24 protein-coding genes and 2 pseudogenes are annotated in these 25,858 nt (G+C 62.6%); 22 read left to right on the top strand and 4 right to left on the bottom strand.

The features are described 5' to 3' along the window. From MMB74_RS24905 to MMB74_RS24805, 21 genes and pseudogenes are all read left to right on the top strand, one after another. A partial coding sequence (locus MMB74_RS24905) for an RHS repeat-associated core domain-containing protein (RefSeq protein WP_277431328.1) occupies positions 1-1,382 on the top strand: 1,382 nt, incomplete at its 5' end. A 44-nt stretch (positions 1,383-1,426) separates the two neighbouring features. Then, on the top strand, positions 1,427-1,705 hold the full coding sequence (locus MMB74_RS24900; protein ID WP_277431327.1) for a hypothetical protein: 279 nt from the start codon (positions 1,427-1,429) through the stop codon (positions 1,703-1,705). 20 nt (positions 1,706-1,725) lie between these two features. Then, positions 1,726-1,902: pseudogene (locus tag MMB74_RS24895) on the top strand (RHS repeat-associated core domain-containing protein); the annotation flags it as partial. Positions 1,903-1,920: 18 nt separating this feature from the next. After that, positions 1,921-2,280: pseudogene (locus MMB74_RS24890) on the top strand (HNH endonuclease); the annotation flags it as partial. Beyond that, positions 2,277-2,645: a hypothetical protein gene (locus MMB74_RS24885; protein WP_277431326.1), complete on the top strand. Its 369-nt coding sequence runs from the start codon at positions 2,277-2,279 to the stop codon at positions 2,643-2,645. The pseudogene MMB74_RS24890 and the gene MMB74_RS24885, both read left to right, overlap by 4 nt. Next, a complete protein-coding gene (locus MMB74_RS24880) occupies positions 2,642-2,926 on the top strand; it encodes an RHS repeat-associated core domain-containing protein (RefSeq protein WP_346780711.1) in 285 nt (94 codons plus the stop codon). Before MMB74_RS24885 ends, MMB74_RS24880 begins: the two co-directional genes overlap by 4 nt. 457 nt (positions 2,927-3,383) lie before the next feature. Next, positions 3,384-3,683, top strand: coding sequence for a hypothetical protein (locus MMB74_RS24875; RefSeq protein WP_277431325.1), 300 nt, complete (start codon positions 3,384-3,386; stop codon positions 3,681-3,683). Between the two features lie 264 nt (positions 3,684-3,947). Beyond that, on the top strand, positions 3,948-4,148 hold the full coding sequence (locus tag MMB74_RS24870) for a hypothetical protein (protein ID WP_277431324.1): 201 nt from the start codon (positions 3,948-3,950) through the stop codon (positions 4,146-4,148). Between the two features lie 314 nt (positions 4,149-4,462). Next, entirely contained in the window at positions 4,463-4,657 is a 195-nt protein-coding gene (locus tag MMB74_RS24865; RefSeq protein WP_277431323.1) for a hypothetical protein, read from the top strand. A gap of 430 nt (positions 4,658-5,087) precedes the next feature. Next, positions 5,088-5,849, top strand: a complete 762-nt coding sequence (gene glnH, locus MMB74_RS24860) for a glutamine ABC transporter substrate-binding protein GlnH (protein WP_277431322.1) — start codon at positions 5,088-5,090, stop codon at positions 5,847-5,849. Between the two features lie 79 nt (positions 5,850-5,928). Continuing rightward, positions 5,929-6,585 (top strand): glutamine ABC transporter permease GlnP, encoded by a 657-nt coding sequence (gene glnP / locus MMB74_RS24855; protein WP_277431321.1) that lies wholly within the window; start codon positions 5,929-5,931, stop codon positions 6,583-6,585. After that, the gene (gene glnQ, locus MMB74_RS24850; protein WP_277431320.1) at positions 6,582-7,310 is read left to right on the top strand and encodes a glutamine ABC transporter ATP-binding protein GlnQ; all 729 of its coding nucleotides are present in this window, start codon (positions 6,582-6,584) and stop codon (positions 7,308-7,310) included. The genes glnP and glnQ overlap by 4 nt, the downstream gene beginning before the upstream one ends. 106 nt (positions 7,311-7,416) lie before the next feature. Continuing rightward, complete coding sequence (locus tag MMB74_RS24845) at positions 7,417-8,769, top strand: aspartate aminotransferase family protein (protein ID WP_277431319.1); 1,353 nt, start codon at positions 7,417-7,419, stop codon at positions 8,767-8,769. Positions 8,770-8,810: 41 nt separating this feature from the next. Further along, positions 8,811-9,380 carry a carboxymuconolactone decarboxylase family protein gene (locus MMB74_RS24840; RefSeq protein WP_277431318.1) on the top strand — a complete coding sequence of 190 codons (570 nt, stop codon included), beginning with the start codon at positions 8,811-8,813 and terminating at the stop codon, positions 9,378-9,380. 726 nt (positions 9,381-10,106) lie between these two features. Next, complete coding sequence (locus tag MMB74_RS24835; RefSeq protein ID WP_277431317.1) at positions 10,107-13,880, top strand: YadA-like family protein; 3,774 nt, start codon at positions 10,107-10,109, stop codon at positions 13,878-13,880. A gap of 28 nt (positions 13,881-13,908) precedes the next feature. Beyond that, the gene (locus MMB74_RS24830) at positions 13,909-14,337 is read left to right on the top strand and encodes an outer membrane protein assembly factor BamE (protein ID WP_277431316.1); all 429 of its coding nucleotides are present in this window, start codon (positions 13,909-13,911) and stop codon (positions 14,335-14,337) included. Next, positions 14,334-14,828, top strand: coding sequence for a DUF4019 domain-containing protein (locus MMB74_RS24825; protein WP_277431315.1), 495 nt, complete (start codon positions 14,334-14,336; stop codon positions 14,826-14,828). Before MMB74_RS24830 ends, MMB74_RS24825 begins: the two co-directional genes overlap by 4 nt. Positions 14,829-14,848: 20 nt before the next feature. Continuing rightward, positions 14,849-16,741 carry a tetratricopeptide repeat protein gene (locus MMB74_RS24820; RefSeq protein ID WP_277431314.1) on the top strand — a complete coding sequence of 631 codons (1,893 nt, stop codon included), beginning with the start codon at positions 14,849-14,851 and terminating at the stop codon, positions 16,739-16,741. A gap of 79 nt (positions 16,742-16,820) precedes the next feature. Then, positions 16,821-17,165 (top strand): DUF2946 domain-containing protein, encoded by a 345-nt coding sequence (locus tag MMB74_RS24815; RefSeq protein ID WP_277431313.1) that lies wholly within the window; start codon positions 16,821-16,823, stop codon positions 17,163-17,165. Between the two features lie 81 nt (positions 17,166-17,246). Then, positions 17,247-19,589 (top strand): TonB-dependent receptor, encoded by a 2,343-nt coding sequence (locus tag MMB74_RS24810; RefSeq protein ID WP_277431312.1) that lies wholly within the window; start codon positions 17,247-17,249, stop codon positions 19,587-19,589. Between the two features lie 2 nt (positions 19,590-19,591). Next, a complete protein-coding gene (locus MMB74_RS24805) occupies positions 19,592-21,043 on the top strand; it encodes a PepSY domain-containing protein (RefSeq protein ID WP_277431311.1) in 1,452 nt (483 codons plus the stop codon). Between the two features lie 114 nt (positions 21,044-21,157). Here MMB74_RS24805 and MMB74_RS24800 read toward each other — a convergent pair whose 3' ends face one another. The 4 genes from MMB74_RS24800 to MMB74_RS24785 form a co-directional block, all read right to left on the bottom strand. Then, positions 21,158-22,654, bottom strand: coding sequence for a sodium:solute symporter (locus MMB74_RS24800; RefSeq protein WP_277431310.1), 1,497 nt, complete (start codon positions 22,652-22,654; stop codon positions 21,158-21,160). Then, entirely contained in the window at positions 22,651-22,848 is a 198-nt protein-coding gene (locus MMB74_RS24795; protein ID WP_277431309.1) for a DUF3311 domain-containing protein, read from the bottom strand. Before MMB74_RS24795 ends, MMB74_RS24800 begins: the two co-directional genes overlap by 4 nt. 217 nt (positions 22,849-23,065) lie before the next feature. Then, positions 23,066-23,704: a DUF2182 domain-containing protein gene (locus MMB74_RS24790; protein WP_277431308.1), complete on the bottom strand. Its 639-nt coding sequence runs from the start codon at positions 23,702-23,704 to the stop codon at positions 23,066-23,068. Positions 23,705-23,712: 8 nt separating this feature from the next. Further along, positions 23,713-24,477, bottom strand: coding sequence for a DUF899 domain-containing protein (locus MMB74_RS24785; protein ID WP_277431307.1), 765 nt, complete (start codon positions 24,475-24,477; stop codon positions 23,713-23,715). Positions 24,478-24,636: 159 nt separating this feature from the next. On the opposite strand from MMB74_RS24785, the gene MMB74_RS24780 reads away from it, so the two are divergent. Further along, the gene (locus tag MMB74_RS24780) at positions 24,637-25,857 is read left to right on the top strand and encodes a helix-turn-helix domain-containing protein (RefSeq protein WP_277431306.1); all 1,221 of its coding nucleotides are present in this window, start codon (positions 24,637-24,639) and stop codon (positions 25,855-25,857) included. The last annotated feature ends 1 nt before the right edge of the window (position 25,858 follow it).

Here is a 25,858-nt window from a genome sequence, read left to right as displayed (position 1 = left end):
ATATCGACTACCGGTATGACCCGGTGGGCAGGCTGATCGAGGCGGCCAGTCCCTGGAGCCGGGAGCGGTTCGCGTTCGATCCGGCGAGCAATATCGTGGATGCAGCGAGCGATGCGGGAGCGAAGGGCCCACATATGACGCCTGCGGTCTACAAACCGCGAGAGGAGAGCACGCTGCCGCGGGAGGTGCCTAAGATCCTCGGCAACTTGCTCAAGCACTATGCGGGGATGCACTTCGAGTACGACGAGCGGGGCAATTTGATTGCCAAGCGCACGCCCAAGGGCGAGCAGCGGTACGAGTGGGACGCGTTCAATCGCTTGATGACGGCGATGGTGAAGGAAGGCGAGCGGCGCGTGGCGGCGAGCTACTTCTACGATGCGCTGGGCCGGCGCATTGCCAAAAGCGTGAACGGGGAGAGAACGCTGTTCGGGTGGGATGGCGACACGCTTGCGTACGAGAGTGGCGAGCAAGGTAGCCGGCATTACGTGTACGAGGCGGGCTCGTTCGTGCCGCTGGCGCAGTTCGTGTCGCAGGCGCCGGTGCGGGGGATCGAGACGCCCGTGTGGAAGTCGACGGATCGTTATCTGCCGGAGGAAGACCCGCTGCAGCGCGTGGCGCAACCGGCGGCGCAGGCGCAGGTGTTTTACTACCAGTGCGATCACATCGGCACGCCGTATATGATGACGGATGAAGCGGGCGATGTGGTGTGGGAGGCGACGTACAAGGCTTGGGGGGAGACGCAGGAGGTCATTGCGCGGGTGTCGAAGGCGGCGGGCGTGGCGCCGGGGAATTCGATTCGGTTTCAGGGGCAGCAGGAGGATCCTGAGACGGGGCTGCATTACAACCGTCGTAGATACTACGATCCGAGTTGCGGACGATTCATATCGGCGGATCCGGTTGGTTTGGCCGGTGGCTTCAACCTACACCAATATGCGCCGAACCCCGTTCAATGGGTCGATCCACTGGGGCTTACTTGTTGTCCGTGCGGGGGCAAAGCCATCATCCGGCACTACGACATCGAAGGTAGCCGCACCGGGCACTACACCGTGGAGGTGCAAGGCAACGCAGCATCAGTGCATACCCACCAAGTGCAAGATCCAGAAACGGGCGACACTACGATCGTCAACGAACGCCGTGAGCGCTTGATGAGGGGTGACCCTGTCCTGCACACCGCCGAAGTACCTCTACAAAACGCGAATTCGGCAATCGCATATCAACAATCGAAGATCGGTACGAACCTCGGAAAGTACGACGAGAGGACGAATAGTTGCGTTGATCATGTCGCGAACGTGTTGAGGGCTGGGGGGGCGGACGTTCCCCAGGGGCCGCTTGGGCAAATGAAATATCTATCGAAACTCGGATTCAAAGCAAAGGTGCGATGATGCCTCTAGTTATATGCCCGATTCATGGCCGAGCGGGGGGGGACTTGGTTTCCCATGCGCTTGCCGATCTGGTGAACACTCGTTCAGCGTGGTCCCAGGAATCTTTCGTATTCCCAGTCACGTTGACGTTTGAAGATATCGAGTATCCCGGCTACATGCTGCAGACCGATATCACCAGGGTTGTCCAACTAGGCGGCGTGCATGAGGGCGGTGAGATATATCGCTTCACCGACGAGGAGGCGATGGAGTCGGCGATAGGCATGTTTACCGCTGCATGCACGCGCTGTCTGCATGAATTGATCGAAACGCAACCTGCGCGTTAACGTAATGGTTTCAGGGGCAGCAGGAGGATGCGGAGACGGGACTCGCGTATACGCGTAATCGCTATTACGATCCAAGCAGCGGGCGCTTCGTCAGCCAAGATCCTATAGGCGTGCTGGGTGGAGCTAACGCTTATGCTTATGTCCCTAGTCCCACACAGTGGGTCGATCCGCTCGGCCTTCGTAAACGTCTGGGCTGAAAAGGAAAGTTTCATTCGTTCAAGAACTTCAACTTGCCCGAAGACAAGCTTTTCGCCAGCGACGCCGTTCAGTTCCGTATGGCTGACAAAGCACTAATCGAGAGGATGAATACGGACCCGGAGTACCGCAGAGACATGCTGGGCCGCAATCCTGCCTTGCTAGACTGGATGAAGGATCCAGACCTGAGCAAAAGTCCGCCAAACATGACATGGCACCACAATGACGCGCCAGGCGTATTGAACCTAGTTAGCTATGCGGATCACCGGGACAACCACGGCATCTACCATCCAGACGGTACCGGAGGTAGAGACAAGTGGGAAGGCGGTGATCCAGGACGACGAGGCAAACTGAATTCGAGCACGGGATGTCAAAAATGAGTGAATTTAAGAACAAGAAGTACCAGCTAGAAGACTTCATCTCCTTTGTGAGAGACAAGCGGGAGCGCTCTGTCGGATACGACAGAGCCTACCTGTATGACGTGTGCGGCGACGATTCCGACGGCGACATCTTCCACATCGGGCAGACGATTTATGTTGGTGACACCGTCCAGGCGAACGACGATGGTGAGGAAGTGTATCCAGAAGAGGTCACCCACCTTGGCTATGCCTTTCTCTACTCGGGCGAAAACTTTCAGGCAGTCATCGATTTAGCGTACCGTCAGAAGCCAACGGCCTCGACAGATGAAATTGTTCGATGCCTCAACCACTATGCTGAGAACGACGATTTCTTAGACTTGCACTGACGGAATGTCTGGCTGAGATTGCATCGGGAAGCCCGATTCGGTTTCAGGGGCGGCAGGAGGATGCGGAGACCGGGCTGCGTTACACGCGGAATCGTTATTACGATCCGAGCAGTGGGCGATTCGTTAGCCAAGACCCAATAAAACTTCGGGTCGGCATCAACATCTACGCGTATGGCGCTAACCCAATAGGTTGGGCCGACCCGCTTGGTCTCGCGGGCAGTAGCTTGCTGGCATTGCCAGCACCGCCGGATCCAATCCGTGGATGCCCAACTCACCGATGACGTCGGAACCCGTCCCCGCTGGGGGCCTAACTGTTCAGATGGCGATGGCACCGGGCCAGACGCGCCCCGGTGGATGGGCAACGACTGATAACATCCCCGACGTCCACTATGTCCGAAATAACTTGGCTGTAACGCCAGACTTTAAGTCGGACGTTTCGCATGTACAGACGTTCCACGTTCCCGAAGGCGTTCAAGTACAGCGCGGTACTGTCGGCCCGCAAAAGTGCGGTTGCAAACTTTATCCGGGTGGCGGCAGCCAACTGCAAATCCTGAACTTTGCGGACCGTGCCAAGCTTGTTCCGGTTGGACCACCGAGGGCCATCAAATGACCAAAAGCGGCAGCGTGATCGACTTTCATGTCGTCGATCGATTCCCCAGTTACGACAAGGTCAATAACCCATCGCGACGAACGGTTGCAGAGCTCACGCCCCTTGCAATCGCTTGGCGTGACGGAGGCATGCAGAAGCACATTCAAAGCGCTGCCGGCATTTGCGGTGTGCCTCTGGCAGATGGGAGCGGAATCGCTGTGGTCGAGGGGCCATACGACAGCGGCGTCAACAAGGCTTATCTCGTCAACGCTGACGGTTCGCTGAGGGCCGAAGTGGTTTGGGCCGCGTCGACCGGCCAGTTAATGTTCTACGACGTGCTTTACATGGGGGGACGCCTAACGTTTCTTGCGGCAACATCGGATCGCGATGTTCAGATCTGCGTCAACGAGAGCGATGGCGCGGTCCAAAAGGTCGGCGAGTTTCGATAGGTTTCACGACCTCGTTCAGGTGACTCTTGGAGTTGATCGGGACCGACCTCGTGATTCAGAAAAAGTCGATAGCGCGTCACGGCGAAACGCAGTTAAATATCGCGCTCAGCCGTTAAGAGATGCACGGTCGATGCTGCGCTTGCCGCGGCCAAAGCCGATAGTTGCAAGAAATGAGACGCACGGCGATGCATCGACCCTTGCGCGCGGGCCTAGCAAACGCCGCAATCATCCAACCGAAATCCAACCGACTAAGAAGGAGAAAAAATGCACAGCATGGGCTTATGGGCTTGGTTACTCGTTATTGTGGTCTGCCTCGCGATGCTTTATCCGTATGTGAGAATCATCCGCCGTACGGGACACTCCGGCTGGTGGTTCATTACGATGTTCGTGCCGATTCTCAACGTGATCATGCTGTGGGTATTCGCCTTCGTGAAATGGCCTACAGTCGATCGCCCCGTCAGATGACGCGCTGAGCTTTCGAGCACGAAGGTCACGCCATGGCGCGCTATCCACGAAACGAGACGGTTGCGATCGATGTCGCCGGCAGCAGATGCGTGGTCGTGGCCGATGTCCCCGGCCACATCTAGGTCCTACGGGCAGCCGGAAGATCGAAGCGAGAGCGCGCGGTACGCGACGACTCGGACCGCATACAAGCTCAACACGCGGCGATATCGATAAGTGGTAGCGGTCACCCGCTGCCCGCCTTCAACACGGATACCATAGCCGCATCACCGCATGAAAACTCGAAAACACCAACCGGAGGCCACACCATGCACCCCATGAGCCCATCGAATGTCCTATTCGTCGTCGTGATCTTCATCGCGGTACTGTATCCCTACTTCCGAATCATCCGCCGCGCGGGCTATTCGGGGTGGTGGGTTTTGGCGATGTTCGTGCCGATCGTGAACGTGGTGATGCTATGGGTCTTCGCGTTTGCGAAATGGCCGGCTCTCATCGGTCGCGCGGATCGATAACCTCTGGCGGGCCAAACCATGCCGTCCGTCTAGCGGCTAACACCCGACCCTAGCGCAGGCAACGCGCCCGCCGCTAGGGTTTTCCCCTCCGTCGAAACGCCGCAAAAACCCCGCAACGCCTTGTCCCACAGGCCTTTGCGCCACATTTCCTGGCGCACCCCGTTCCATCTCCCCTCTTGACGACCTTTATTGGCGCGATAGCATTCGCGGTGACAACAAATGTTGCTATGAAGCATAAAGACGCACCGCATGTTGCGATGTCGATACAACCGGCCTCGCGGCGAGCCCTTCACTTCGTTGCAGCAAAAGCTTGTCCTTTTCGAAGCGCGCGGATTGCACCGGTGCCCGCGTCGGCATCGGCACCAGCAGCATCCGCAATCTGGAACCGCAACGCCCGCGCGCAGCCGTTCAACTGGCAGTGGAGGCCACCATGGCACGTCGTACCTTTTTGATGTCGTTGATCGCCGCAACGCTGTTCGCTTCAACAGTCGCCATCGCACCCGCGCGTGCGGACGACACGCTAACCGTCGGCGTCGACACGTCGTTCATGCCGTTCGAGTTCAAGCAAGGCGACAAATACGTCGGTTTCGACATCGACTTGTGGTCCGAAATTGCTAAGGACCTAAACGTGAAGTACACGCTCCAACCGATGGATTTCGCCGGTCTCATCCCGGCGCTACAGACGCATAACATCGACGTCGCGCTCTCGGGCATGACGATCAAGGAAGAACGAAGGAAAGTCATCGACTTCTCCGATCCGTACTACGACAGCGGCCTCGCCGCCATGGTGCGCATCGACAACACGACCATTCACTCGATGGACGATCTGAACGGCAAGATCATCGCCGCGAAAACCGGCACGGCCACGATCGATTGGATCAAGGCGCACTTGAAGCCTGCCGAGATCCGCCAATTTCCCAACACCGACGAAGCCTATATGGCGCTCGAAGCGGGCCGAGTCGATGCGGCGATGCACGACACGCCCAACGTTCAGTTCTTCGTCAACACTGCCGGCAAAGGCAAGGTGAAGGTGGCCGGCTCGCCCGTAAGCGGCGACAAATACGGCATCGGTTTCCCGAAAGGAAGCCCGCTCGTGGCCAAAGTCAACGCCGAGATCAAGCGGATGAGAGCCGACGGCCGCTATGCCACGTTCTATCGGAAATGGTTCGGCTCGGAGCCGCCGAAGTCCTGATGAGCAAGGCGACCGTAATCGCCAGACCCCATGCGGCGCATAGCGTGCGCCGCTCTCTCCTTCAATAGGGAGTCAAGCAGTGGATTTCGATTGGTCGGTAATTTGGAGCGCACTGCCGGATCTGCTCGACGGCGTGAAGCTCACGGTATGGATCGCCATCTTGGGCCTCGTCGGGGGATCGGTGATCGGGCTGCTCGCGGGTCTAGCGCGCGCCTACGGTCCGCTCATCGTGAATGTAGCCGCTCAAGCGTATATCGAGCTGATCCGCGGCACCCCCATCGTGGTGCAAGTCATGTTCCTCTATTTCGCTTTGCCGCTGCTCGCTCACATCCGCATCGATGGGCTCACCGCGGCGGTGATCGCGATCGCCGTCAACTCGGGCGCGTATCTAGGCGAAGTCGTGCGCGGCGCCTTTCTCTCGATTTCGCGGGGACTCACGGAAGCAGGCCTCGCGATGGGCTTGTCGATGCCGCGCGTTTTGTTGAAGATCGTCGGCCCCCTCGCATTTCGACGGCTGATTCCGCCGTTCGGCAATCAATGCATCGTCAGCCTGAAGGACACGTCGCTGTTCATCGTCATCGGCGTCGGAGAACTGACCCGAAAGGGGCAGGAGATCATCGCAGGCAACTTTCGCGCGGTGGAGGTCTGGACGGCGGTCGCCTGCATCTACCTCGTTTTGACGGGCGTCATGACGCTCGTGCTCCGAACCGTCGAAAGAAGGATGCGCATTCTATGAGCATGGTCGAATTCAAATCGGTATCTAAAAGTTTCGGGCACCTAACGGTTCTGAAGGATGTCGATCTTCGCATCGATGCCGGTGAAGTGGTCGTGGTGCTCGGCCCGTCGGGATCGGGCAAGTCGACGATGCTCCGCTGCATCAACGCGCTAGAAAAGATCTCGGCTGGCGATCTGCTCGTCGACGGTTTGAGCGTAAAAGGCCGCGCTGCCGACATTCATCGCATCCGGCTCGAAGCGGGCATGGTGTTCCAGCAATTCAATCTGTTCCCGCAGATGACAGCGCTCGAGAATGTCATGTTCGGCCCCATGCAAGTGCGCGGCGCAGCGCGCGCCGAGGCGCGCGAGCAGGCTTTGGCGCTGATTCGCAAGGTGGGCCTCGCGGAGCGAGCCGGCCATTACCCCTCGGAGCTATCCGGCGGGCAACAGCAACGTGTGGCGATTGCGCGTGCGCTCGCCATTCGGCCCAAGTTGATGCTGTTCGACGAGCCCACCTCCGCCCTAGATCCCGAACTGCGGCATGAGGTGCTGAAGGTGATGCAGGATCTAGCCACCGAAGGCATGACGATGATCGTCGTCACGCACGAGGTCGGCTTCGCACGCCAAGTGGGCACGCGCTTATTATTTATGGACCAAGGCGTCATTGTCGAAGACGGCCCGCCGGCAGTATTGCTCGATCGGCCGCCGACGCCGCGGTTGCAGAATTTCTTGAAGCACGTCGCTTGAGGCAGCTCACGCGCGCACATGTTCGAACAAGATTCGTATTGGTTCGGGGCGGCGGGCGATCGGCAAACGTCGCGCTTGTCTTTCATAGTCGATTCAGAGGTACTGCATGTCTTACGTGTTCCATCGGCTGCCCAAAAAGGCGCTTCCCGTTGCCGCGAGGGGCGACGGCATCGAAATCATCGATTCGTCCGGCAAGCGTTACATCGATGCAAGCGGCGGCGCAGCGGTGTCGTGTCTCGGTCATAGCCATAGGCGTATCGTCGACGCCATCGAGCGCCAAGCGCGTCAGCTTGCCTACGCACACACCTCGTTCTTCACGACGGAACCCGCCGAGGCGCTCGCGGAGCACTTGGTCAAAGCCGCGCCCGCAGGCATCGGCCATGCCTATTTCGTCTCGGGCGGTTCGGAAGCGATGGAGGCCGCGCTCAAGCTTGCCCGTCAGTACTTCGTCGAAATCGGCGAGCCCGCGCGTAAGCATTTCATTGCGCGCCGCCAGAGCTACCACGGCAATACGCTCGGCGCACTTGCCATCGGCGGCAACGCTTGGCGGCGTGAGCCGTTCCTACCGCTTCTCATCGACACGCATCACGTAAGCCCCTGTTTTGCGTATCGCTTCAGGCATGAGGGGGAATCCGACGAGGCGTACGCACAGCGGCTCGCAAATGAACTCGAGCAAAAGATTCTCGACCTCGGGCCGAGCACCGTAGCCGCGTTCGTCGCGGAAACGGTGGTGGGCGCGACGGCGGGAGCCGTGCCTCCCGTGGCGCAATACTTCCGTAAGATCCGCGCGGTGTGCGACAAGCACGGTGTATTGCTGATCCTCGACGAGGTCATGTGCGGCATGGGGCGCACGGGTTTTCTTTACGCATGCGAGGAGGAGGGCATCGCGCCCGATCTATTGACGATCGCCAAGGGACTCGGCGCAGGCTATCAACCGATCGGGGCGACGCTCGTGAGTGATCGCGTTTACGATGCGATCGTCGGCGGGTCGGGCTTCTTTCAGCACGGACACACCTATATGGGGCACGCGACGGCTTGTGCCGCCGCGCTCGAAGTGCAGCGTGTGATCGAAGAGGACAAGTTGCTCGCAAACGTGACCGCGCGCGGCGAGCAACTGCGCTCGGCGTTGCGCGAACGCTTAGGCCATCACCCTCATCTAGGGGATATCCGCGGGCGCGGGCTCTTTGTCGGCGTCGAACTGGTGCGAGATCGGGCAACCCGAGCGCCTTTCGATCCGCAGCTCAGGCTACATGCCGCAATCAAGCATGAAGCGATGACGCGCGGATTGATGGCCTACCCGATGGGCGGCACGATCGATGGCAAGAACGGCGATCATGTTTTGCTCGCCCCGCCTTTCATCTGCACGTCTCGCGACATCGAAAGAATCGTGGAGCGTCTGGGTGATGCAATCGATGCAGCGCTTGCCGGCATCGGGACGGTGGCCACGGGAAGCGCCTAGTGAGCGATACTGCGGCCCTATCGAGTAACGAGGGAAATGCCATGAATGCGGAGCGCAAGGTCTCTCGCCTGCCCGAGTTCGATCGGGCTGGCGCCACCCCCGAGCAGGAGGCCGTGTTGGACGAAATCCTATCGGGCCCGCGGGGCAACCTCGCCGGTCCGTTTCTCGCCTGGATTGCCAGCCCGGAACTCGCGCAGCATGCGCAGCGCCTCGGCGCGTTTTGCCGGTACGGGACAGGCCTTCCGCTCCGGCTCTCGGAGCTTGCGATTCTCGTCACTGCCGCGCAATGGCGAGCGCAAGCCGAGTGGCAAATCCATCATCCCATCGCCATCGAAGCGGGCGTCTCTGTCGACGTGACCGACGCGTTGCTCCGAGGCCGCCGTCCCACGTTTGCCGATCCGGACGAAGCACTAATATACGATTTCACGGTCGAACTGTATGACGCGAAACGTGTCTCCGATGCAACCTTCACCAAAGCCGAGCAGCGGTTCGGCCACGAAACTACCGTGAATCTCGTCGGGTTGCTAGGTTATTACGCATTAGTCGCCATGACGTTGAATGTCTTTGCCATGCGTGTGAGCGACGATCGGCCGTTGCCATTCGCCGAATGACGCACTGCCATCGCCAACGGCCGAAATTCTCAACGATCGTTAAGATTCCACTGAATAGAAGAATTAAGTAGACAGACGATTGTCAACGCCACGTTCTTGAACGAGAATGCATTCCACGTAGCCGGTCATGGCGATTCCCAATAGTTGATGCCGGCACAGCGGCGTGGGGCGGTCAGCCCATGACGAGAACGAAAATATCCGAGGGATGCACCATGCTGGGGTGCCATGGCGATGAACATTTTTGTCGATAATTGTTGGAGCAAACGTTTGGTGCGGCTTGGACAAGCCCGTGCCGTTTGCCCATTCGTTCCGTCCTTGGCGTCTCCCTGCCTAACGCTGCAGCATCTGGGCCCTTCTTAATTGCAGACTGGCCCCTCTGACACAGAGGCGGCTAGCCGATCACTGCTGCTGTATTCGCGCCGATCCTGCTGACGAGCGAGGAGGGCCTCGCTTTGCCCACCGATTGACCGGCCAGCGAGGCTGAAGTGTCGGCGATTGCAAGTCGCGCAAGCAAACAACGCGTGTCAGCCACGATGTTAGTTAGTAGTCCTAAGCGATAAACGTCAGACTTTTTGCCGAGCCGGGCTGGAGGCTTGCCCAATGTCTTTGGCCGAAATGTGAATGAAATGTGACTAACGCGATACCGATCGTTTTGTAGAAGACGCAATTTTTCCTTTCGATCGCATTCATTGTTCTCAATCTCATGACAAACCGTGACGGAAAAAGATGAATAAGACATATAAGACGATCTGGAATGAGGCTCTGGGCGCCTGGGTGGCTGCGTCCGAACTCGATCGGTCGTGCGCAAAGCGCGCGAGCGCCGCCGTTTGTGCGCAGGCGCCAAGCGGCGGCCCGAGCGGCGTTGCGAGCGCGGCGGGACCTGCGCTGACATTGACGGCCGCCGCCCTGGCGCTTTGTTGCATGCTCACGCCTGGGCGCGCCCAGGCTCAGTACAACGCCGGTAGCGGCTCCGTTGCGAGCGCAGGCAACGCGGTGGCGGTAGGCATCTCGGCCACGGCCTCCTCGGTCAACGCCACGGCATTGGGCGATTTCGTCACGGCCGCGGGAACGAGCTCGGTTGCGATCGGCGCGTTTTCGAGTGCGGGCAACTTCAGCGTGGCGATCGGCAACTCGGCCTTGGCTTCACCATTGGGCGCGGTCGCAATAGGGAGCGGGGCAAACGCCAGCGGCGTCGAGGCGACCGCCATCGCAAATGGCGCAACCGCGTCGGGGCAGCAGGCTTCGGCGTACGGCTTTGCATCGCTTTCGTCGGGCGCTTTCTCCACTGCGCTGGGCAATCAAGCCACCGCCAGCAATAGCAGTGCGGTGGCCTTCGGCAATCAGTCGACGAGTTCCGGCTCGGCGGCCGTCGCCGTGGGGAGCGGCGCCTTGTCGAACGCGGACGCCGCCGTCGCGATCGGTGTCAACAGCGGCGCGAAGGGGCTAGCCTCCATCGCGATCGGTGCGGGCGGCACCGCAGGCGTCCCAGGCTCGGGCACACAAGCTACCGGTGGAAAATCGATCGCGCTCGGCTTCAATGCCACCGCTAGCGGCATTTTCGCCACAGCGCTTGGCCAACTGTCGACCGCTTCCGGCACGAGTTCCATGGCCCTTGGGGTCAACTCCACCGCCTCCGCGCTGTTCGGGGTCGCGCTAGGCGACCTCGCGCAGGCGACCAACACCTCTGCGGTTGCGTTGGGTGCCGGCGCGACCGCCTCGGGGGCGGGGGCCGCCGCGCTCGGTATCAATGCCGCCGCGACCGGAGGAGATACGGTCGCCGCGGGCGCCACCGCCGAGGCATCGGGGAATCAGGCGATTGCGCTCGGGGCAGTCAGCACCGCGAGCGGTATCGCTGGGATCGCCTTGGGCGTTTCGTCCACTGCCAGTGCGCTCAATGCGGCCGCTCTCGGTTCATCGGCAGTCGCTTCGGCGGTGGCGTCCACGGCCATCGGCAATACCTCGCAGGCGCTGGCCGCATCGACGGTCGCCATCGGCGACAGCAACACCGTCGCCGCCGCCGCGGGCGCGGGCTCCATCGCCGGCGGTCACAACTCCCAGGTGGTCAGCGGCACGGGCGCCGTTGCACTCGGTGAGGGCCAAACCGCAAGCGGGAACGGCGCGGTCGCGATCGGCGACCCCAATGCCGCGACGGGCACGGGCGCAGTCGCAATGGGCGCCGACAATACGGCCAACGGCACGGGCGCGGTTGCGATCGGCAACGGCAACAACGCCCAAGGGCAAGGCTCGATCGCGCTCGGCAACGCTTCGAGCGCCACGGTCGCGGGCACCGTGGCGTTGGGCTCGGGCGCGACGGCCAGCAATAGCGGCACGCTCGCGCTGGGTAGCAACGCGCAAGCGACGGCAGCGAACTCCGTGGCGCTCGGTTCGAATGCCACGACCACCGCGAATCTCGGGCTTGCGGCTTATAACCCGGGAACGGGCGTGCTGTCGGGGACTTCCCCGGTGGGCGAGGTCTCGGTCGGATCGGCCGGCAACGAACGGCGGCTCACGAACGTGGCGGCAGGCGCGGCCGCCACGGATGCGGTCAACGTGAGCCAACTGCAATCGGTTCAAGCGGCATTGACGCAGACGCAGAGCAACTCGCTGCAGTGGGACCCGACCGCCAACGGCGGAACCGGCGCCTATAGCGCGGACCATGGCGGCACCGGGCCGAACGTCATCACCAACGTCGCGCCTGGGGCGTTGACGTCGACGAGCACCGACGCCGTCAACGGTTCGCAGTTGTTCACGACGAATCAAAACGTGGCCAATCTGACCACGGACCTTGGCACGACGAATCAGAACGTCACGAATCTGACGACCGAAGTCGCGAACATTCAGAACGGCGCAGGCATCAAGTATTTCCATGCGAATTCGACGGCGGCCGACAGTCAGGCGACGGGCACGGATAGCGTAGCCATAGGACCGCTTGCGGTTGCGAGCGGAGCCGATAGCCTGGCCGCAGCCAACGGCGCGCAGGCCCAGGCGGCCAACGCCATGGCGCTCGGCGCGCAATCAACCGTGTCCGTCGTAGGCGGTGTCGCGATCGGTGCGGGCTCGGTATCCGACCGCACGTTGGCGCCAGCACAAGGCTCCGTGGCGGCGGGGAGCCACTCGATTCCGTTCAACACGACCGACGCGACGTTGCTCGGCGCGGTCTCGTTCGGAAACGCGGCAGCCGGTAGCCAGACTTATCGGCAACTGACGAACGTCGCCGACGGCACGCAGCAGAACGATGCGGTCACGGTCAGGCAGCTCACCGGTGCGCTGCAAGCGTTCTCGGTGACGTCGACGAAATACTTCCACGCCAATTCCGCGGCGACCGATTCGCTGGCCGTCGGCGCCGAATCGATCGCGGTCGGCCCGACGACGGTGGTCAATGGCGACAATGGCGTCGGCATCGGCAACGGCGCGATCGTAGGCCAGAACGCGCCGGGTGGCGTGGCGATCGGTCAAGCCGCGAACTCGGGACAGGCGGATGCGATCGCGCTTGGCAGCGGTTCGACGGCCAACGGCGCGCAGTCGATCGCACAAGGCGCGAATGCGAACGCCGGTTTCGCGGGCGCCGTGGCCATCGGCTCGGGCGCGACCAGCAGCGCGGTCGATGCGCTCGCGCTCGGGTCAGGCGCAACCGCCTCCTTCGCCAGCTCCGTCGCACTGGGTTCGGGATCGGTCACAGCCATCGGCGCATTGACCAATTACGTGGCATACGGGCTGAGCAGTCCGCAAACGTCGATCGGCGAAGTCAATGTCGGCGGGCGTCAGATCACGGGACTGGCCGCCGGGCGTCTGGGTACCGATGCCGTCAACGTCTCGCAGTTGCAAGCAGTGCAGCAACAATTGACGGCGCTGATCACTCAGGGCGGCAACTTCTCGTCCAGCTCCGGCGGTAGCTCGACACCCGCGTCTTCGACGGGGTCGAACTCGTCGGCGGGCGGTTCGGGCGCGGTGGCTTCCGGCTCGGGCAGTACGGCCGTGGGCAACAACACGCAAGCGAGCGGCTCGGGCACGACCGCCATCGGCGCAGGGGCCACGGCGAGCGGCAGCGGCTCAACCGCCATCGGTGCGGGTAGCAGTGACGGCGGCCGCTCGCAAGTCGTCGCTGTGGGGACGAGCACATCGACGCGTCAGATCATCAACGTGGCCGCCGGCACCGCAGCCAACGACGCGGTGAACGTCCAGCAATTGAACAATGCGCTCACGCAAGCGAACAGCTACACCGACAGCCAAGTGGCGGGCATCCGCAATAGCCTCGACTCTTATCGGCGCGACGCCGACGGCGGCGCCGCGACGGCGATGGCCGTTGCCGGGTTGCCGCAGCCGACCGGGCCGGGCCGGAGCATGGTCGCCATCGCGGGCAGCGTCTATCGCGGGCAGGCGGGTCAAGCGCTCGGTATTTCGACGATTTCCGAGAACGATCACTGGGTCTACAAAGCCGCCGTCTCGTCCAATACGCGCGGCTCGTACGGCGCGGTCGTCGGGGCTGGATATCAATGGTGATTTGATTCACACAGGACTCCTAACGAAAATGAAAGCTCAGTCTATTTGTGCGATTCTCTGTGCCCTGGCATGCGGGGTTGGTCTTGGCGCGTGCGCCGGCCCGACCACCGACACGGCGTTTCCGGATCTGCAATCGGCGACCACGCCGGACGGGACGTTCCCGAATGTCACGAATTTGCGGATGGTCGAGCCCGGCATGACCAAGCGCCAGGTGGACGGCTTGATCGGCCCGCCTCATTTCCATGAGAGTGTATTTCGCGTGCGCGTGTGGAATTACATCCTGCACTTCCGCGATTCGGACAAGACGGTCACCTGCCGATATCAAATCCAATACGACGAGCAGAGCCGCGTGAGCCGGACACGGTGGAGCGAACCGCAATGCGAACGCTTCGCGCCTGCTAAGATCGCCTCCGGCGCCGACGACGACACGTCGGGCTCGAAGGAGAAGATTCAATGAAGGATATCGTCCGGGCAGGCACGCTGATGGCGGCGTGCGCGATCGCAGCCGTTTCGGCGTCGGCGTCGGCGTATGCCGCCGAAGCCGGCGGGTCCGCCGATGAGTTGCTCGGCGCGGCGCAGCACGCGCTGCAGCAGATCGACGCCGGCCAGTATGCTGCGCTCTGGCAAGAAACGGCGCCGTTCGTCCGGGCGAAGTACGCCGCGGGCGGTTTCGAGAGCGGCTTGGCGGCATTGCGCCAATCGGTCGGGGCTGTCGACCATCGTGGCTGGGCGTCGGTGACGCGGCTGACCTACTCGCATGACAAAGTCGTCCCCGATGGTTTGTATGCGAATGTCGACTACGCGACATGGTTGACGGGCGGGCGCATCGTCTACGAAAAAGTCAGCTTCCAACTGGGCAGCGATGGCCGATGGCATTTCACCGGCTACGCGCCGCGGCAGACACAAAACGAATCGCCGCAAGTGCATGTCGGTCAGGCCGCGCAGTGAACGGCACGCGGTGCGAGCGCATGAATGACGAACGCAGTCGGGCAACGCTGCCGCGGCAGCCCACCGAAGTTTTGCAGGCGGTCGATGCGCCATCGCGGGCATCGACGGTGCGTGCACAGATCGATGCCGGCGCGTTGATCGAAGCATCGGAACACCTCGGCGCTTGGTTGACCGAGTCTCCCGCCGACGCCGATGCCTGCACGTTGCAGGCGCAATGCCTGCGGCTATGCGGCCGCTATGAGGACGCACAGGCGTGGCTCGATCGCGCGTTTGCGGCCGTGCCCGCGCATGGCCCGGCCTGGGTCGAGGCGGCTCGCCTGGCGCTTCAGACCGGCGCGCCCGAGCGTGCGCTCGATGCGTTCGAGCGCGCCTCGGGTGAGATGACGCCGCATCCGGATTGGCTTTCGCAGTGGGCCTCGCTCGCGCACACGATGAAGCGCACGGATACCGGGGTAGCCGTCGCAACGCGATGGTGCGACCTGGCCCCGGACTCGGCCGGTGCATGGTTCATGCTCGGCCTCATCCAACAGCAGGCCGGTGCGTTGGATGCCGCCCGGCAGGCGTACGAAAGAGCGATGTCGCTCGATCCCGGGCTGCCGATGCTGCGCAACAATCTGTCGGCGCTCCATTACGATCGGGGCGAATACGAGATTGCGCTACGGATCGGCAACGAGGCGATCCGCGCCGAGCCCAATCATGCGCTGGCATGGACGAACTTGGCCAATGTGTGGCTGCGGTTGCGCGAGCCCGCTCGGGCGTTGATCGCCGCGCGGCGGGCGGCGGCGCTCGCGCCGGAATTCGGCTTGGCGCAGCTCGCCTTGAGCAACGCGGCGCGCGAGTCGCAGCAATGGGGCGAAGCGTTCGATGCGGTCGTTCGGGCGGCCAAGGTGGCCGGCGCCGATCCGAAGATCCAGTTCTCTGTCGCCATGCTGCAATTGATGCACGGCGATCTTCGCAACGGCTGGATCAATTTCGAAGCGCGCTGGAGCGGCTCGCCGGAACTGGCCTCGAGCGCGCAGTTCTGCCCCGAGCGGCGTTGGCGCGGCCAGCCGCTGGCGGGAAAGACGCTGCTGGTTTGGGGCGAGCAAGGGCACGGCGATGCGATTCAATTCATCCGCTTCTTGCCGCTGCTCGCCGAGCGCGTGTGCGAGGCGGGGGGCAAGATCGTCTGCTGCTGTTTCCCGCCGCTCTTCGCCTTGTTCGAGCGCAGTTTGGCCGCCTGGGATGTCGACGTGTTGCCGAGCGATGTCGCGCAGCTTCCGGCGTTCGATTATCAGATTCCGCTGGCGAGTTTGCCGCTCGCGCTCGATGTCACGCTCGAATCGCTCCCGGCGCCCGCTGCCTATCTGTCGCCCGATGCCGGCCGTGTCGATCGTTGGCGCGCTGCAATGCGGCAAAGCGGTGCGCTGAAAGTCGGTCTGGTTTGGTCCGGCAGCCATACGCATCAGCGCAATGCGCTGCGTGCGGTCGCGCCCGAGCGCTATGCCGAGGCGTTCGCCGGGATTGCCGGTGTCGATTGGTACAGCTTGCAGATGGGCGCGGCGCAGGATGTGGCGCGCATGGCGCAAGCGGGATTGCCGCTCATCGATCGCACGAGCGAGTTGGACAGTTTCGACGATACGGCCGCATTGATCGGCAGCCTCGACCTTGTCATCACGGTCTGCACCTCCGTCGCGCATTTGGCGGCCGCATTGGGGCGCCCGACGTGGGTGTTGCTCGATGGCAACCCGCACTGGGTCTGGATGACCGAGCGTCGCGACAGCCCTTGGTATCCGACCGTTCGGCTCTATCGTCAGCGCGATTACCGCGACTGGACGCAGCCGCTTGCCGAAGTGCGGAGCGATCTCGCAGCGATGATCGAGCAGGCAGTCGAGCCGGTAATGCAGCACAAGGCGAATGCGGGCGCCAGCTAGCCATTGTTCTTTCTCCAATGCTAGACTCGGCGTCGCCCGAGTATTTGCCGACGACATGAACCTTCGACGACACGCCCGCATGACTGCATGGCTTGGCCTCATCGCCATGTGGCTCGTCGTATGCGTGCCGCTCGTCAGTCAGCTCGTCGTCGCCTCGCGCGCGCACGAACCCGTCGCGCCGCTGTGCTCCGCCGTGGCTTCCACCGATACCGCGCACCAAGATGCGTCGGCCGCCAATCCGTTATCGGCTTGCGGCTATTGCGATCTGCTCGCTACGCATGCGGCGATGCCATCGGTGCCGCCAGCCCTCGTGCAACCGCTCGCGCTCATCGTCGTCGCGATCGTGCCGATGCTATCGATGCGCTTCACGCCGCTAGGCGCATTTCCGTCCGGACTTCCTCGAGCCCCACCGCTCGTTTCCTGATCGTCATCTCGCTCGACCGCCTAACCGTGCGCCCATAGAAGGCGCATGCGGTCGCTCGTTCAACGCTTTCAGGAATCGACGATGCATCCGTTCGTTCCGGGGTGCGAACTCGCTTGCCGTCGCAAGCGGGGTCGACACGCCGCTCTCGTGCTTTTTCCCGTTTCGCTATTGCCGCATGTCGCTCATGCCGAAGAAGCGGCCGCCGCATTCACGCTGCCCGCCGTCGTCGTGACGGCCAACGCTGGCGCCGCTGGTGCGTCATCGCCTCGCTCCGTCGATCCGAACTTGCCCGCGACGGTCGAGACCGTCACACGCGATCAGTTCTCGCAGTGGAATGTGGTCAACACCGAGGATGCGCTCAAGCACATGCCCAATCTCGCGGTGCGCAAGCGCTTCATCGGCGACTTGAATTCGATCATCGCCGTGCGCGGCACGAGCAATACGCAAAGCGCGCGCGGGCTCGTCTATGCCGATGGTCTGTTGCTCAGCAATCTTCTGGGCAACAGCTACTCGTTTCCGCCGCGTTGGTCGATGGTCTTTCCCGACGAGATCGCGCGCGTCGATGTAGTCTATGGGCCGTTTTCCGCGCTTTATCCCGGTAACTCGCTGGGCGCGACGGTCCTCATTTCAACGCGCATGCCCAAGCGCTTCGAAGCCGAAGCCGATGTGAAGGCGTTCACGCAGCACTTCGATCTGTACGGCGTCAACGCGAACTACAACGGCAGCGAGACGACGGCGACGATCGGCGACAAGATCGGGAAATTCTCCTTCCGGCTCGGCGTCAATCACCTCGAAAACACCAGTCAACCGTTGTCGTTCGCCACGCTCGCGCGCTCGTCGACGCCGGCCAAGCCGGGCGACGCGCCCGTCACCGGCGCCTATTTTTACAACAACCAGACGAACGCGCCGACTGCGGCGCTCGGCGTCAACGGCGAAGGCATCGAGCACACGATTCAAGATCAATTGACGCTGAAGGCGCAATACGATTTCACGCCGACGGTTCAAGGCACCTTCACGCTCGGGTACTGGAGCCAGACTTACAACAGCCAAACGTCTACGTTTCTGCGGGATGCCAACGGCAACCCCGTCTACAGCGGCAAGGTCGATATCGGCGGCTACGAGTACTCGATCCCGGCCTCCGCGTTCGCACCGAGCCTAGGTTCGAACGAGAACTGGCTCTACGGGCTGACGCTGCGCACGCATCAGGCTGCGGGTTGGAACGCCGAGGCGATCGCTTCGTACTACGACGTATCGAACAGCGTAGCCCGCACGGCGAACGCGAGCGGCCCCGGCAACGGGCCCGGCGTCGTGACGTACGGCGACGGCGCCGGATGGAAGACGCTGGATTTGAAGGCGACCTGGACGCCTTCGTCGCGCGAAGCCGGTTGGCGCAATCATTGGCTGACATTCGGCTATCACTACGACGATTACCGCCTGAGCAACGAGACCTACAACACGGCGAACTGGCGAGACGGCGCGGCCGTTTCGTTCGCCAATGCGTTCGGCGGCAAGACCCGAACCCAGGCCTTGTACGCTCAGGATGCATGGCGCTTTCTGCAGCGCTGGAAGTTCGTCTACGGCGCGCGCTACGAAGAATGGAACGCTTATGACGGCCAGCAGGCCGTGGGCGCGAGGGGGCTGCCCTATCCGCAGGCGAACCAGCACCATGTTTCGCCGAAGGCCTCGCTTTCGTTCGACGTCACCGACGAACTCACCCTGCGCGCGTCGATTGGGCGCGCCTACCGTTTTCCCACGGTAAGCGAATTGTTCCAAGGGCAGATCAACGGTTCCTCGATCGTCAACAACAACCCGAATCTGATGCCCGAGGACGATCTATCGAAGGAACTCATGGCCGAATGGTCGCATTGGAACGGCACCTGGCGCTTCTCGCTGTTTCAGGACGACGTGAAAAACGCCATCTTCAGTCAGACCGATACGACCGTGACACCCAACGTCACGAACTTCCAGAACATCGGCAAAGTGCGCTCGCGCGGCGTGGAGTTGAGCTATGAGGGCGCGGACGTGGGTGTGCGCGGGCTCGATGTGTTGGCGAGCGTCGCGTATACACAATCGCGCATCCTCGCCAATGCGCAGAATCCGGCGTCCGTCGGCAAGTATTTCTACCGCATTCCGCTGTGGCGCGCCGACCTCGCGGCGACCTATCACTTCGACGAACGCACCGCGCTCACGCTGGGCGCGCGCTACTCGGGGCGCCAGTACAACACGCTGACGAACACCGACACGAACCCCGACGTGTTCGGCGGCACGAGCACGTACACGGTGGCCGATGCGCGCTTCTCGTTCGAACCGACCAAGCGCAGCGAAATCGGCGTGGGCGTCGACAACCTTTTCGACGCGCGCTATTTCGTCTACCACCCGTATCCGGGCCGCACGTTCTATATCGATGCCAAATTGAGGATGTGACGATGCGAAATACAGGTTATCGCACGCTCTGGCGTTGGCATTTCTATGCGGCGCTGTTCGTCATGCCGCTGTTGATCGTGCTTGCCGTCACGGGCACGTTGTACTGCTTCAAGCCGCAGATCGAGCCGATGCTCTATCCGCATCGCTTGACCGTCGAACCGCAAGATAAGCCGAGGCTCGCGCACGAGTCGTTGCTCGCGCTCGCTGCGGCGGCGATGCCAAAGGGCGCGCGCCCGAGCAGCGCACGGATCGACGACGATCCGGCCCGCAGCGCCGAGTTCGTGTTTCGCTTGCCCGGCGGCGAGCGCGAAAGCGTCTACGTCAATCCGTATTCGGGCGAAGTGCTGGGCACGCTGAGTGTCGAACATCGGTTCATGCAGGTCGTTCGGATGCTGCATCGCAAGCTGTTGCTTGGCAAACCCGGCGAACTGCTCATGGAGTTGGCCGCCTGTTGGACGCTCGTCATGATCGGCACCGGCGTCGCCCTCTGGTGGCCGAGGGCCGGCGCTCGCGCTCGCGATTTATTCTGGCCGAACGGCGCCGTGCACGGGCGCGCCTTATGGAAAAGCGTCCACGCCGTCCTCGGCATCTGGCTCGCGGCAGGCGCGCTCGCATTCATCGTGACGGGGTTGCCGTGGACGGGCTCGTGGGGCAAGCAATTCAAATCGCTCGCAACCAGCGTGAATCTGGGTTCACCGCCAGGCGCGTGGGGCGGCTTGGCGCTGCATTCTCGCGTGCCGGGCGCGGCGAACGCATCCGCGCGCACGGAGTCGGCTTCGTCGACCGACGAAGCCGGTGCGAGCGAGCATCACGCGATGAAGATGTCCAGCCAAACGGATTCGATGCCTGGCATGGTGATGGACGACATGCCGTTGCCGAACGTGCCTTGGGCGGTGGGCGCGGTGCCTGTCCCGCATGCGCCGGCGCACGATGCGGCCGAACGTTTGCCGCTCGGCCGCATCGTCGAGCAACTCCGAGGGTTGGGGCTTTCCGACGACTACGAGATCGTAGTCCCGCGCGGCAGCGACGGCGTCTACACCGTCAGCTATTTCCCCGACGATCCCCGCCATGAGCGCACGCTGTACCTCGATCAATACAGTGGCGCCGTGCTGAAGGACATTCGCTACGGCGACTACGGGGCAGTGGCAAAGGCGGTGTCGTACGGGACGTCGCTGCACATGGGACGCTATTTCGGCCTCGGCAATCAGATCGTCTGCACGGTGATTTCGTTGGGGCTCGCCGCCATGGCCGTCACGGGGTTCGTCATGTGGTGGAAGCGGCGGCCCGCCGGCACGCTCGGCGCCCCTAGCAAAGAACAAGGCGCGCCGCCGATGCGCGCATGGAAGACGGCGCTCGTCGTGTTAGGCATCGTCTTTCCGCTCATGGGCGCGACGCTCGTTGCCGTGTGGGCGGCGGATCGGCTCGCGTTCGGCAGGCGCATGGCGACAGGGTGACGTTCGCGCGGGGCGGTCGGCGTCGCAGGAGGATTATCGGCAAGCGCGACGCCCCCAAAGAAAAACGGCCATCGTCGATCGATGGCCGTTGCATGCTGCGAGAGGCGGAGCCGCTTATTGCGCGGCGATATTCGGTTGCGCCGCGGGGCTCTTTGCCGTGACTGCCGACACGGCGACCGTGATGACGACGTTGACCACGAGCGCGATCAAACCGATATAAGTCGGATACGTCGCGCCTGCGATATGCAGCGCGTAGACCGGCTTCAAGCCCTGCATCGCCGCGAGAATCGTGCCGAGCGAGATACCCGCGAGCCAGCCGAGGAACAAGCCCGGCGTCGTCAGACGACGCGTGTAGAGCGAGAACACGACGGCCGGGAAGATCTGCAAGATCCACACGCCGCCGAGCAGCTGCATATCGATCGCATATTGCGTCGGCAACGCGATGATGAACAGCAACGCGCCGAACTTCACGACGAGCGAGACGAGCTTGGCGTTAGATGCTTCCTTTGCCGGCGTGGCGTTCGGCGCAATCAAAGGCTTGTACAGATTGCGCGTGAACAAGTTCGCTGCACCGATCGACATGATCGCCGCCGGCACGAGCGCGCTGATCGCAATCGCCGCTGCCGCGAAGCCGACGAACCAAGACGGGAACAGCGTGAGGAACAGCGCCGGCACCACGTCGGAGGGCGACTTCACGTGCACGCCGGCCGCGATCGCCATGTAGCCGAGCAGGGCGATCAAGCCGAGCAGCACGGTGTAGGCGGGCAGGAAGATCGCGTTTTTCTTGACGGTCGCAGCCGATTTGGACGAAAGCACGCCCGTCATCGTGTGCGGATACATGAAAGCGGCGAGTGCGGAGCCGAGTGCGAGCGTTGCATAGGCCGTGAACTGCGAGGGCTTGAGCAAGATGCCGGTCGCGCCGCCCTTGGCCGCGAAGTGCTTGTCCGCGATATCGAACAGCGCGCCGTAGCCGCCGAGCTTGGAGGGAATCCAGCAGACGGCGACGATCACCACGATATAGATCATGATGTCTTTGACGAACGCGATCATCGCGGGCGCACGCAGACCGCTCGCATAGGTATAAAGCGCGAGGATCACGAACGCGACGATGAGCGGCAATTCGCCGGTCACGCCCAGGCTCTTGATGACCACTTGCATGCCTACGAGCTGAAGCGCGATGTAGGGCATCGTGGCGACGATACCGGTCAGCGCGACGGCGGCGGGGAACCACTTGCCGCCGAACACGCCTTGAACGTAGTCGGCTGCGGTGATGTGATTGCCGCGGTGGCACGCTTGCCAAAGCTTCGGCATGACGGCGAACACGAACGGATAAACGATGATCGTGTAGGGAAGTGCGAAAAAGCCGTACGCGCCGACGGAGTACACGAGCGCGGGCACTGCGATGACGGTGTAGGCGGTGTAGAAATCGCCGCCTACGAGGAACCACGAAATGACGGTGCCGAATTGGCGGCCGCCGAGCCCCCATTCATGCAATTGCGTGAGGTCGCCGCGCTTCCAGCGTGCCGCGACGAAACCCAGAATCGTGATGAGCGCGAAGAACGCGACGAAGATCACCAGAGCGGTGGTATTGATCGAAGTGGGTTCGGTCATTTGGCGCTCCGGTAGACGGCGTACATCAACAGCGAGGTAATGGGCACCCAGAGGAATTGGTACCAGTAAAAGAACGGGAAGCCGAGCAGCGCAGGGCGGCCGTCGCTATAGAACGGCAGCCACAGCAGGGCGAGATAGGGCAACAGCAATATCAGCGGTAGCCACGCGCGACGTGGGGCGGTGGAGGTCTCCATGATGCTCCTTAGGGGTCGACGATGAGGCAATGGGCGCGTTACGACCGAATGCCGCCCACTCTCTGTCTTTATTGAACTATCGTGGGATGAATCGAGCCAAGCGCGATGTTTCTATGCGGGAACGGCGGGTGTTTGCCCACGCAAATTGCATTGCGATTGACGGGCGTAGTATTTGCGCTCGGTATGCGGACCGCAAGCGCATAACTACTTAAGGGTGCTAAGTAGGATTACGTAGGGGTGGGGTGCGCACGCGCCAGGGCGCCCATTGTTCCACTGCCATTGCCACTGTAACCGCGCCCATTGCAAAAGGATTCATGACGCCGACGGCGAAGAGCGCCGCCATGAAATTGGCGCAGCAATAACCGTCGTGAAGCGCGAGCCGAAGTCCATGTAGCACGGCAGCGCTCGCATCGTCCGCGTTGATACCGCCATACCGGCAGACGTTTTCGCGACACGCGACTCTGCGGGCCTTCCATGCGGTGAACTGAAGGCCCACGGCGAGCAAGAGGGTGACGCCGGAGCATACCGGCATGGCGCGCGCCAACGCGCTCGATTGCATGACGTTTGCCGCGACCGTCGCGCCCACGACGAACACGATCGCGCCGAAAGCGGTCCATGCGCAGAAGTAACTCGCGGCGGCCAACGCCGTAGCGCGCGCGGCCCGGCCTTTGCCCCGGGCGCGAACGCGCTTCCAATACGACAGCAATGCAGGCGCGAGCGACGGCAGCATCATCGGCGCCATCGTCGCGCTCCACATGAAGGTGAACGCCGCCGCAGCGTCGAGCCACGTCTGCCCGCACATCGGCATCCACATGGCGGACAGCGACCAACCCCCCGGCATCGGCAGTTCACCCATCGCAGGCCTCACCGCATCGCATACTCGTCGTGCCGCTTCCACCAAACGCCCGTCTCGTTGCGGCCGAGCGGTGCGCGATCGAGCCACTGGTACATGCCCCACAACGCATCGAGCCCGCGCGCGTACGTCGAGTAGGTGTGATAAATGGCGCCGTCCTCGAGCACGAAGGCGCTCACGCCGGGCCGGTCTCGGGCATAAGTTTTCGCATCGGTTCCGCAGCTTCGAGCGAACTGGTCCACCGGCGCCGGCGCGGGTTCGACATCCATCGCGTGCGCGCCGCGTTGATAGTTGTATTCGATTTCGCCGTCGCGTTGCTGCATCTGCGTGAACGATACGTTGAAATCGAAGTTGAAGTCGCTATCGTGCGACGACGCCCACGGAAAGGTCCAACCCATGCGCTGCTTGTACGCAGTGAGCTTATCGAGGGACGCGCGGGAAACGGCGGTGAGCGTGACGTCGTGATTGGCCAGGTGCACGTGAAAGCCATTGAACGTATCGGCGATCGACGAGCACGAGGGGCATCCCGCCTTGTAGTCCGGACCGAACATGAAGTGATAGACGAGCAGTTGCGAGCGGCCTTCGAACAGATCCGCTAGCGATACCGTGCCTCGCTCGGTGTCGAAGCGGTAGTCCTTGTCGACGCGCACCCATGGCAGCGCTTGTCGTTGGCGTGCAAGTTCGTCGCTTTGGCGCGTCATCGCCTTCTCGGCATCGAGCAGGGCGAGACGAGCGGCGAGCCACTCGTCGCGTGTTCCTATTGCGTGTGTCGTCATGGTTTGGCTCCGTTCGATAGATTGGGTGATCGTTGATTGCGCCGCCGTTGCTCGGCGTGCCGTTTTTGCGCGGGCGGGCGGCTACATGTCGTGACATGTCACGTGCTAGATTAGCGACCGGTATCGAATGCAAGGAGTGACAAGTGTGGCGGGATTCGAATGGACTCGCTGATTGCCGCCGCGTCGCGCGCGCTTGCCGCCGGTGATCCGCTGCGCGCGCTCAATTGCGTGTCGCAGCGCGAGGACGCGCCTGCGCTGGCATTGCGCGGCATCGCCATGGCGCAGCTTGGCGATCTCGCGCGCGCGAGGGTGCTCTTGCGCAGCGCCGCACGCGCCTTCGGGCAGAAGCACGCATTGGCGCGCGCGCGATGCGTCGTGGCGCAAGCCGAAGTCGCACTGGCCGCGCGCGATTTGAACTGGCCGGAGAAATCGCTCGATGCGGCGCGCGCGATGCTCGAAGCGCATGGCGATCGGCTCAATGCGGCGCACGCGCGCAATCTGGCAGCGCGGCGGTCGCTGCTGCTCGGGCGCATCGACGATGCGCAGCGCGCGCTGCTCGTTGGCTCATCCGGTCCGCTGCCTCCGGCCTTATTGGCATCCTCGGAACTGCTTGCGGCGGGCATTGCGATTCGCCGCCTGCAAGCAACGGCGGCGCGTGAAGCGCTTGCACGCGCGGCTCGGGCAGCGCGTGCGTCGGGTATCGCTTCGTTGATGGCCGAAGTGGAGAGCGCCTCGCTGGCGCTTGCCGCTCCGGCCGCGCGCCTGATCTCGGGCGGCCAGACGCGCACGCTGACGCTCGAGCAAGTGCAGGCGTTAACGTCGCCGCGGCGTCTTATCGTCGACGCGTGCCGCCATGCCGTGCGCGATGCCGAAACGACGGTGACCCTCGCCACCCGGCCCGTGTTGTTCGCGCTCGCACGCGTTCTGGCTGAAGCTTGGCCGCAGGACATTCCGAGAGAAGTCATGATCGCTCACGCGTTTCGCGCGAGGTCGATCGACGAGTCGCACCGGGTGCGCTTGCGTGTGGAAATCGGCCGCTTGCGCGCATTGCTCAGACCGCTCGCGGACGTGACGGCGACCAAGCGCGGATTTGCGCTGATGCCCCGCACGGCGCGCGACGTCGTCGTTTTGGCGCGACCCCTCGACGAGAAACATGCGGCGGTTCTTGCGCTGCTGGCCGACGGCGAGTCGTGGTCCAGTTCGGCCTTGGCGCTTGCGTTGGGTGCGAGCCAGCGATCGGTGCAGCGTGCGCTCGATGCCCTGGCCTCTTCCGGGAAAATTCAAGCGATAGGCGAGGGGCGGGCGAGAAGGTGGATGACGCCGCCTGTCGTTGGATTCGCGACGACATTGTTACTCCCTTCGCCGCTACCGAACCTTTAGG

It is taken from the genome of Trinickia sp. Y13, from assembly GCF_029522115.1.
In the GTDB taxonomy this organism is placed as follows: Bacteria; Pseudomonadota; Gammaproteobacteria; order Burkholderiales; family Burkholderiaceae; genus Trinickia.
Note: the sequence above shows the minus strand (reverse complement) of the source record. Positions and strands in the feature narration are given on the sequence as shown.

Coding starts and splice junctions, on each gene's coding strand:
- MMB74_RS24800 (WP_277431310.1), bottom strand. CDS start 22,654: ATGACCGAACCCACTTCGATCAATACCACCGCTCTGGTGATCTTCGTC.
- MMB74_RS24785 (WP_277431307.1), bottom strand. CDS start 24,477: ATGACGACACACGCAATAGGAACACGCGACGAGTGGCTCGCCGCTCGT.
- glnH (WP_277431322.1), top strand. CDS start 5,088: ATGGCACGTCGTACCTTTTTGATGTCGTTGATCGCCGCAACGCTGTTC.
- MMB74_RS24865 (WP_277431323.1), top strand. CDS start 4,463: ATGAGCCCATCGAATGTCCTATTCGTCGTCGTGATCTTCATCGCGGTA.
- MMB74_RS24790 (WP_277431308.1), bottom strand. CDS start 23,704: ATGGGTGAACTGCCGATGCCGGGGGGTTGGTCGCTGTCCGCCATGTGG.
- MMB74_RS24870 (WP_277431324.1), top strand. CDS start 3,948: ATGCACAGCATGGGCTTATGGGCTTGGTTACTCGTTATTGTGGTCTGC.
- MMB74_RS24845 (WP_277431319.1), top strand. CDS start 7,417: ATGTCTTACGTGTTCCATCGGCTGCCCAAAAAGGCGCTTCCCGTTGCC.
- MMB74_RS24820 (WP_277431314.1), top strand. CDS start 14,849: ATGAATGACGAACGCAGTCGGGCAACGCTGCCGCGGCAGCCCACCGAA.
- MMB74_RS24875 (WP_277431325.1), top strand. CDS start 3,384: ATGCAGAAGCACATTCAAAGCGCTGCCGGCATTTGCGGTGTGCCTCTG.
- MMB74_RS24815 (WP_277431313.1), top strand. CDS start 16,821: ATGACTGCATGGCTTGGCCTCATCGCCATGTGGCTCGTCGTATGCGTG.
- MMB74_RS24840 (WP_277431318.1), top strand. CDS start 8,811: ATGAATGCGGAGCGCAAGGTCTCTCGCCTGCCCGAGTTCGATCGGGCT.
- MMB74_RS24885 (WP_277431326.1), top strand. CDS start 2,277: ATGAGTGAATTTAAGAACAAGAAGTACCAGCTAGAAGACTTCATCTCC.
- MMB74_RS24830 (WP_277431316.1), top strand. CDS start 13,909: ATGAAAGCTCAGTCTATTTGTGCGATTCTCTGTGCCCTGGCATGCGGG.
- MMB74_RS24805 (WP_277431311.1), top strand. CDS start 19,592: ATGCGAAATACAGGTTATCGCACGCTCTGGCGTTGGCATTTCTATGCG.
- glnQ (WP_277431320.1), top strand. CDS start 6,582: ATGAGCATGGTCGAATTCAAATCGGTATCTAAAAGTTTCGGGCACCTA.
- MMB74_RS24810 (WP_277431312.1), top strand. CDS start 17,247: ATGCATCCGTTCGTTCCGGGGTGCGAACTCGCTTGCCGTCGCAAGCGG.
- MMB74_RS24780 (WP_277431306.1), top strand. CDS start 24,637: ATGGACTCGCTGATTGCCGCCGCGTCGCGCGCGCTTGCCGCCGGTGAT.
- MMB74_RS24795 (WP_277431309.1), bottom strand. CDS start 22,848: ATGGAGACCTCCACCGCCCCACGTCGCGCGTGGCTACCGCTGATATTG.
- MMB74_RS24825 (WP_277431315.1), top strand. CDS start 14,334: ATGAAGGATATCGTCCGGGCAGGCACGCTGATGGCGGCGTGCGCGATC.
- MMB74_RS24835 (WP_277431317.1), top strand. CDS start 10,107: ATGAATAAGACATATAAGACGATCTGGAATGAGGCTCTGGGCGCCTGG.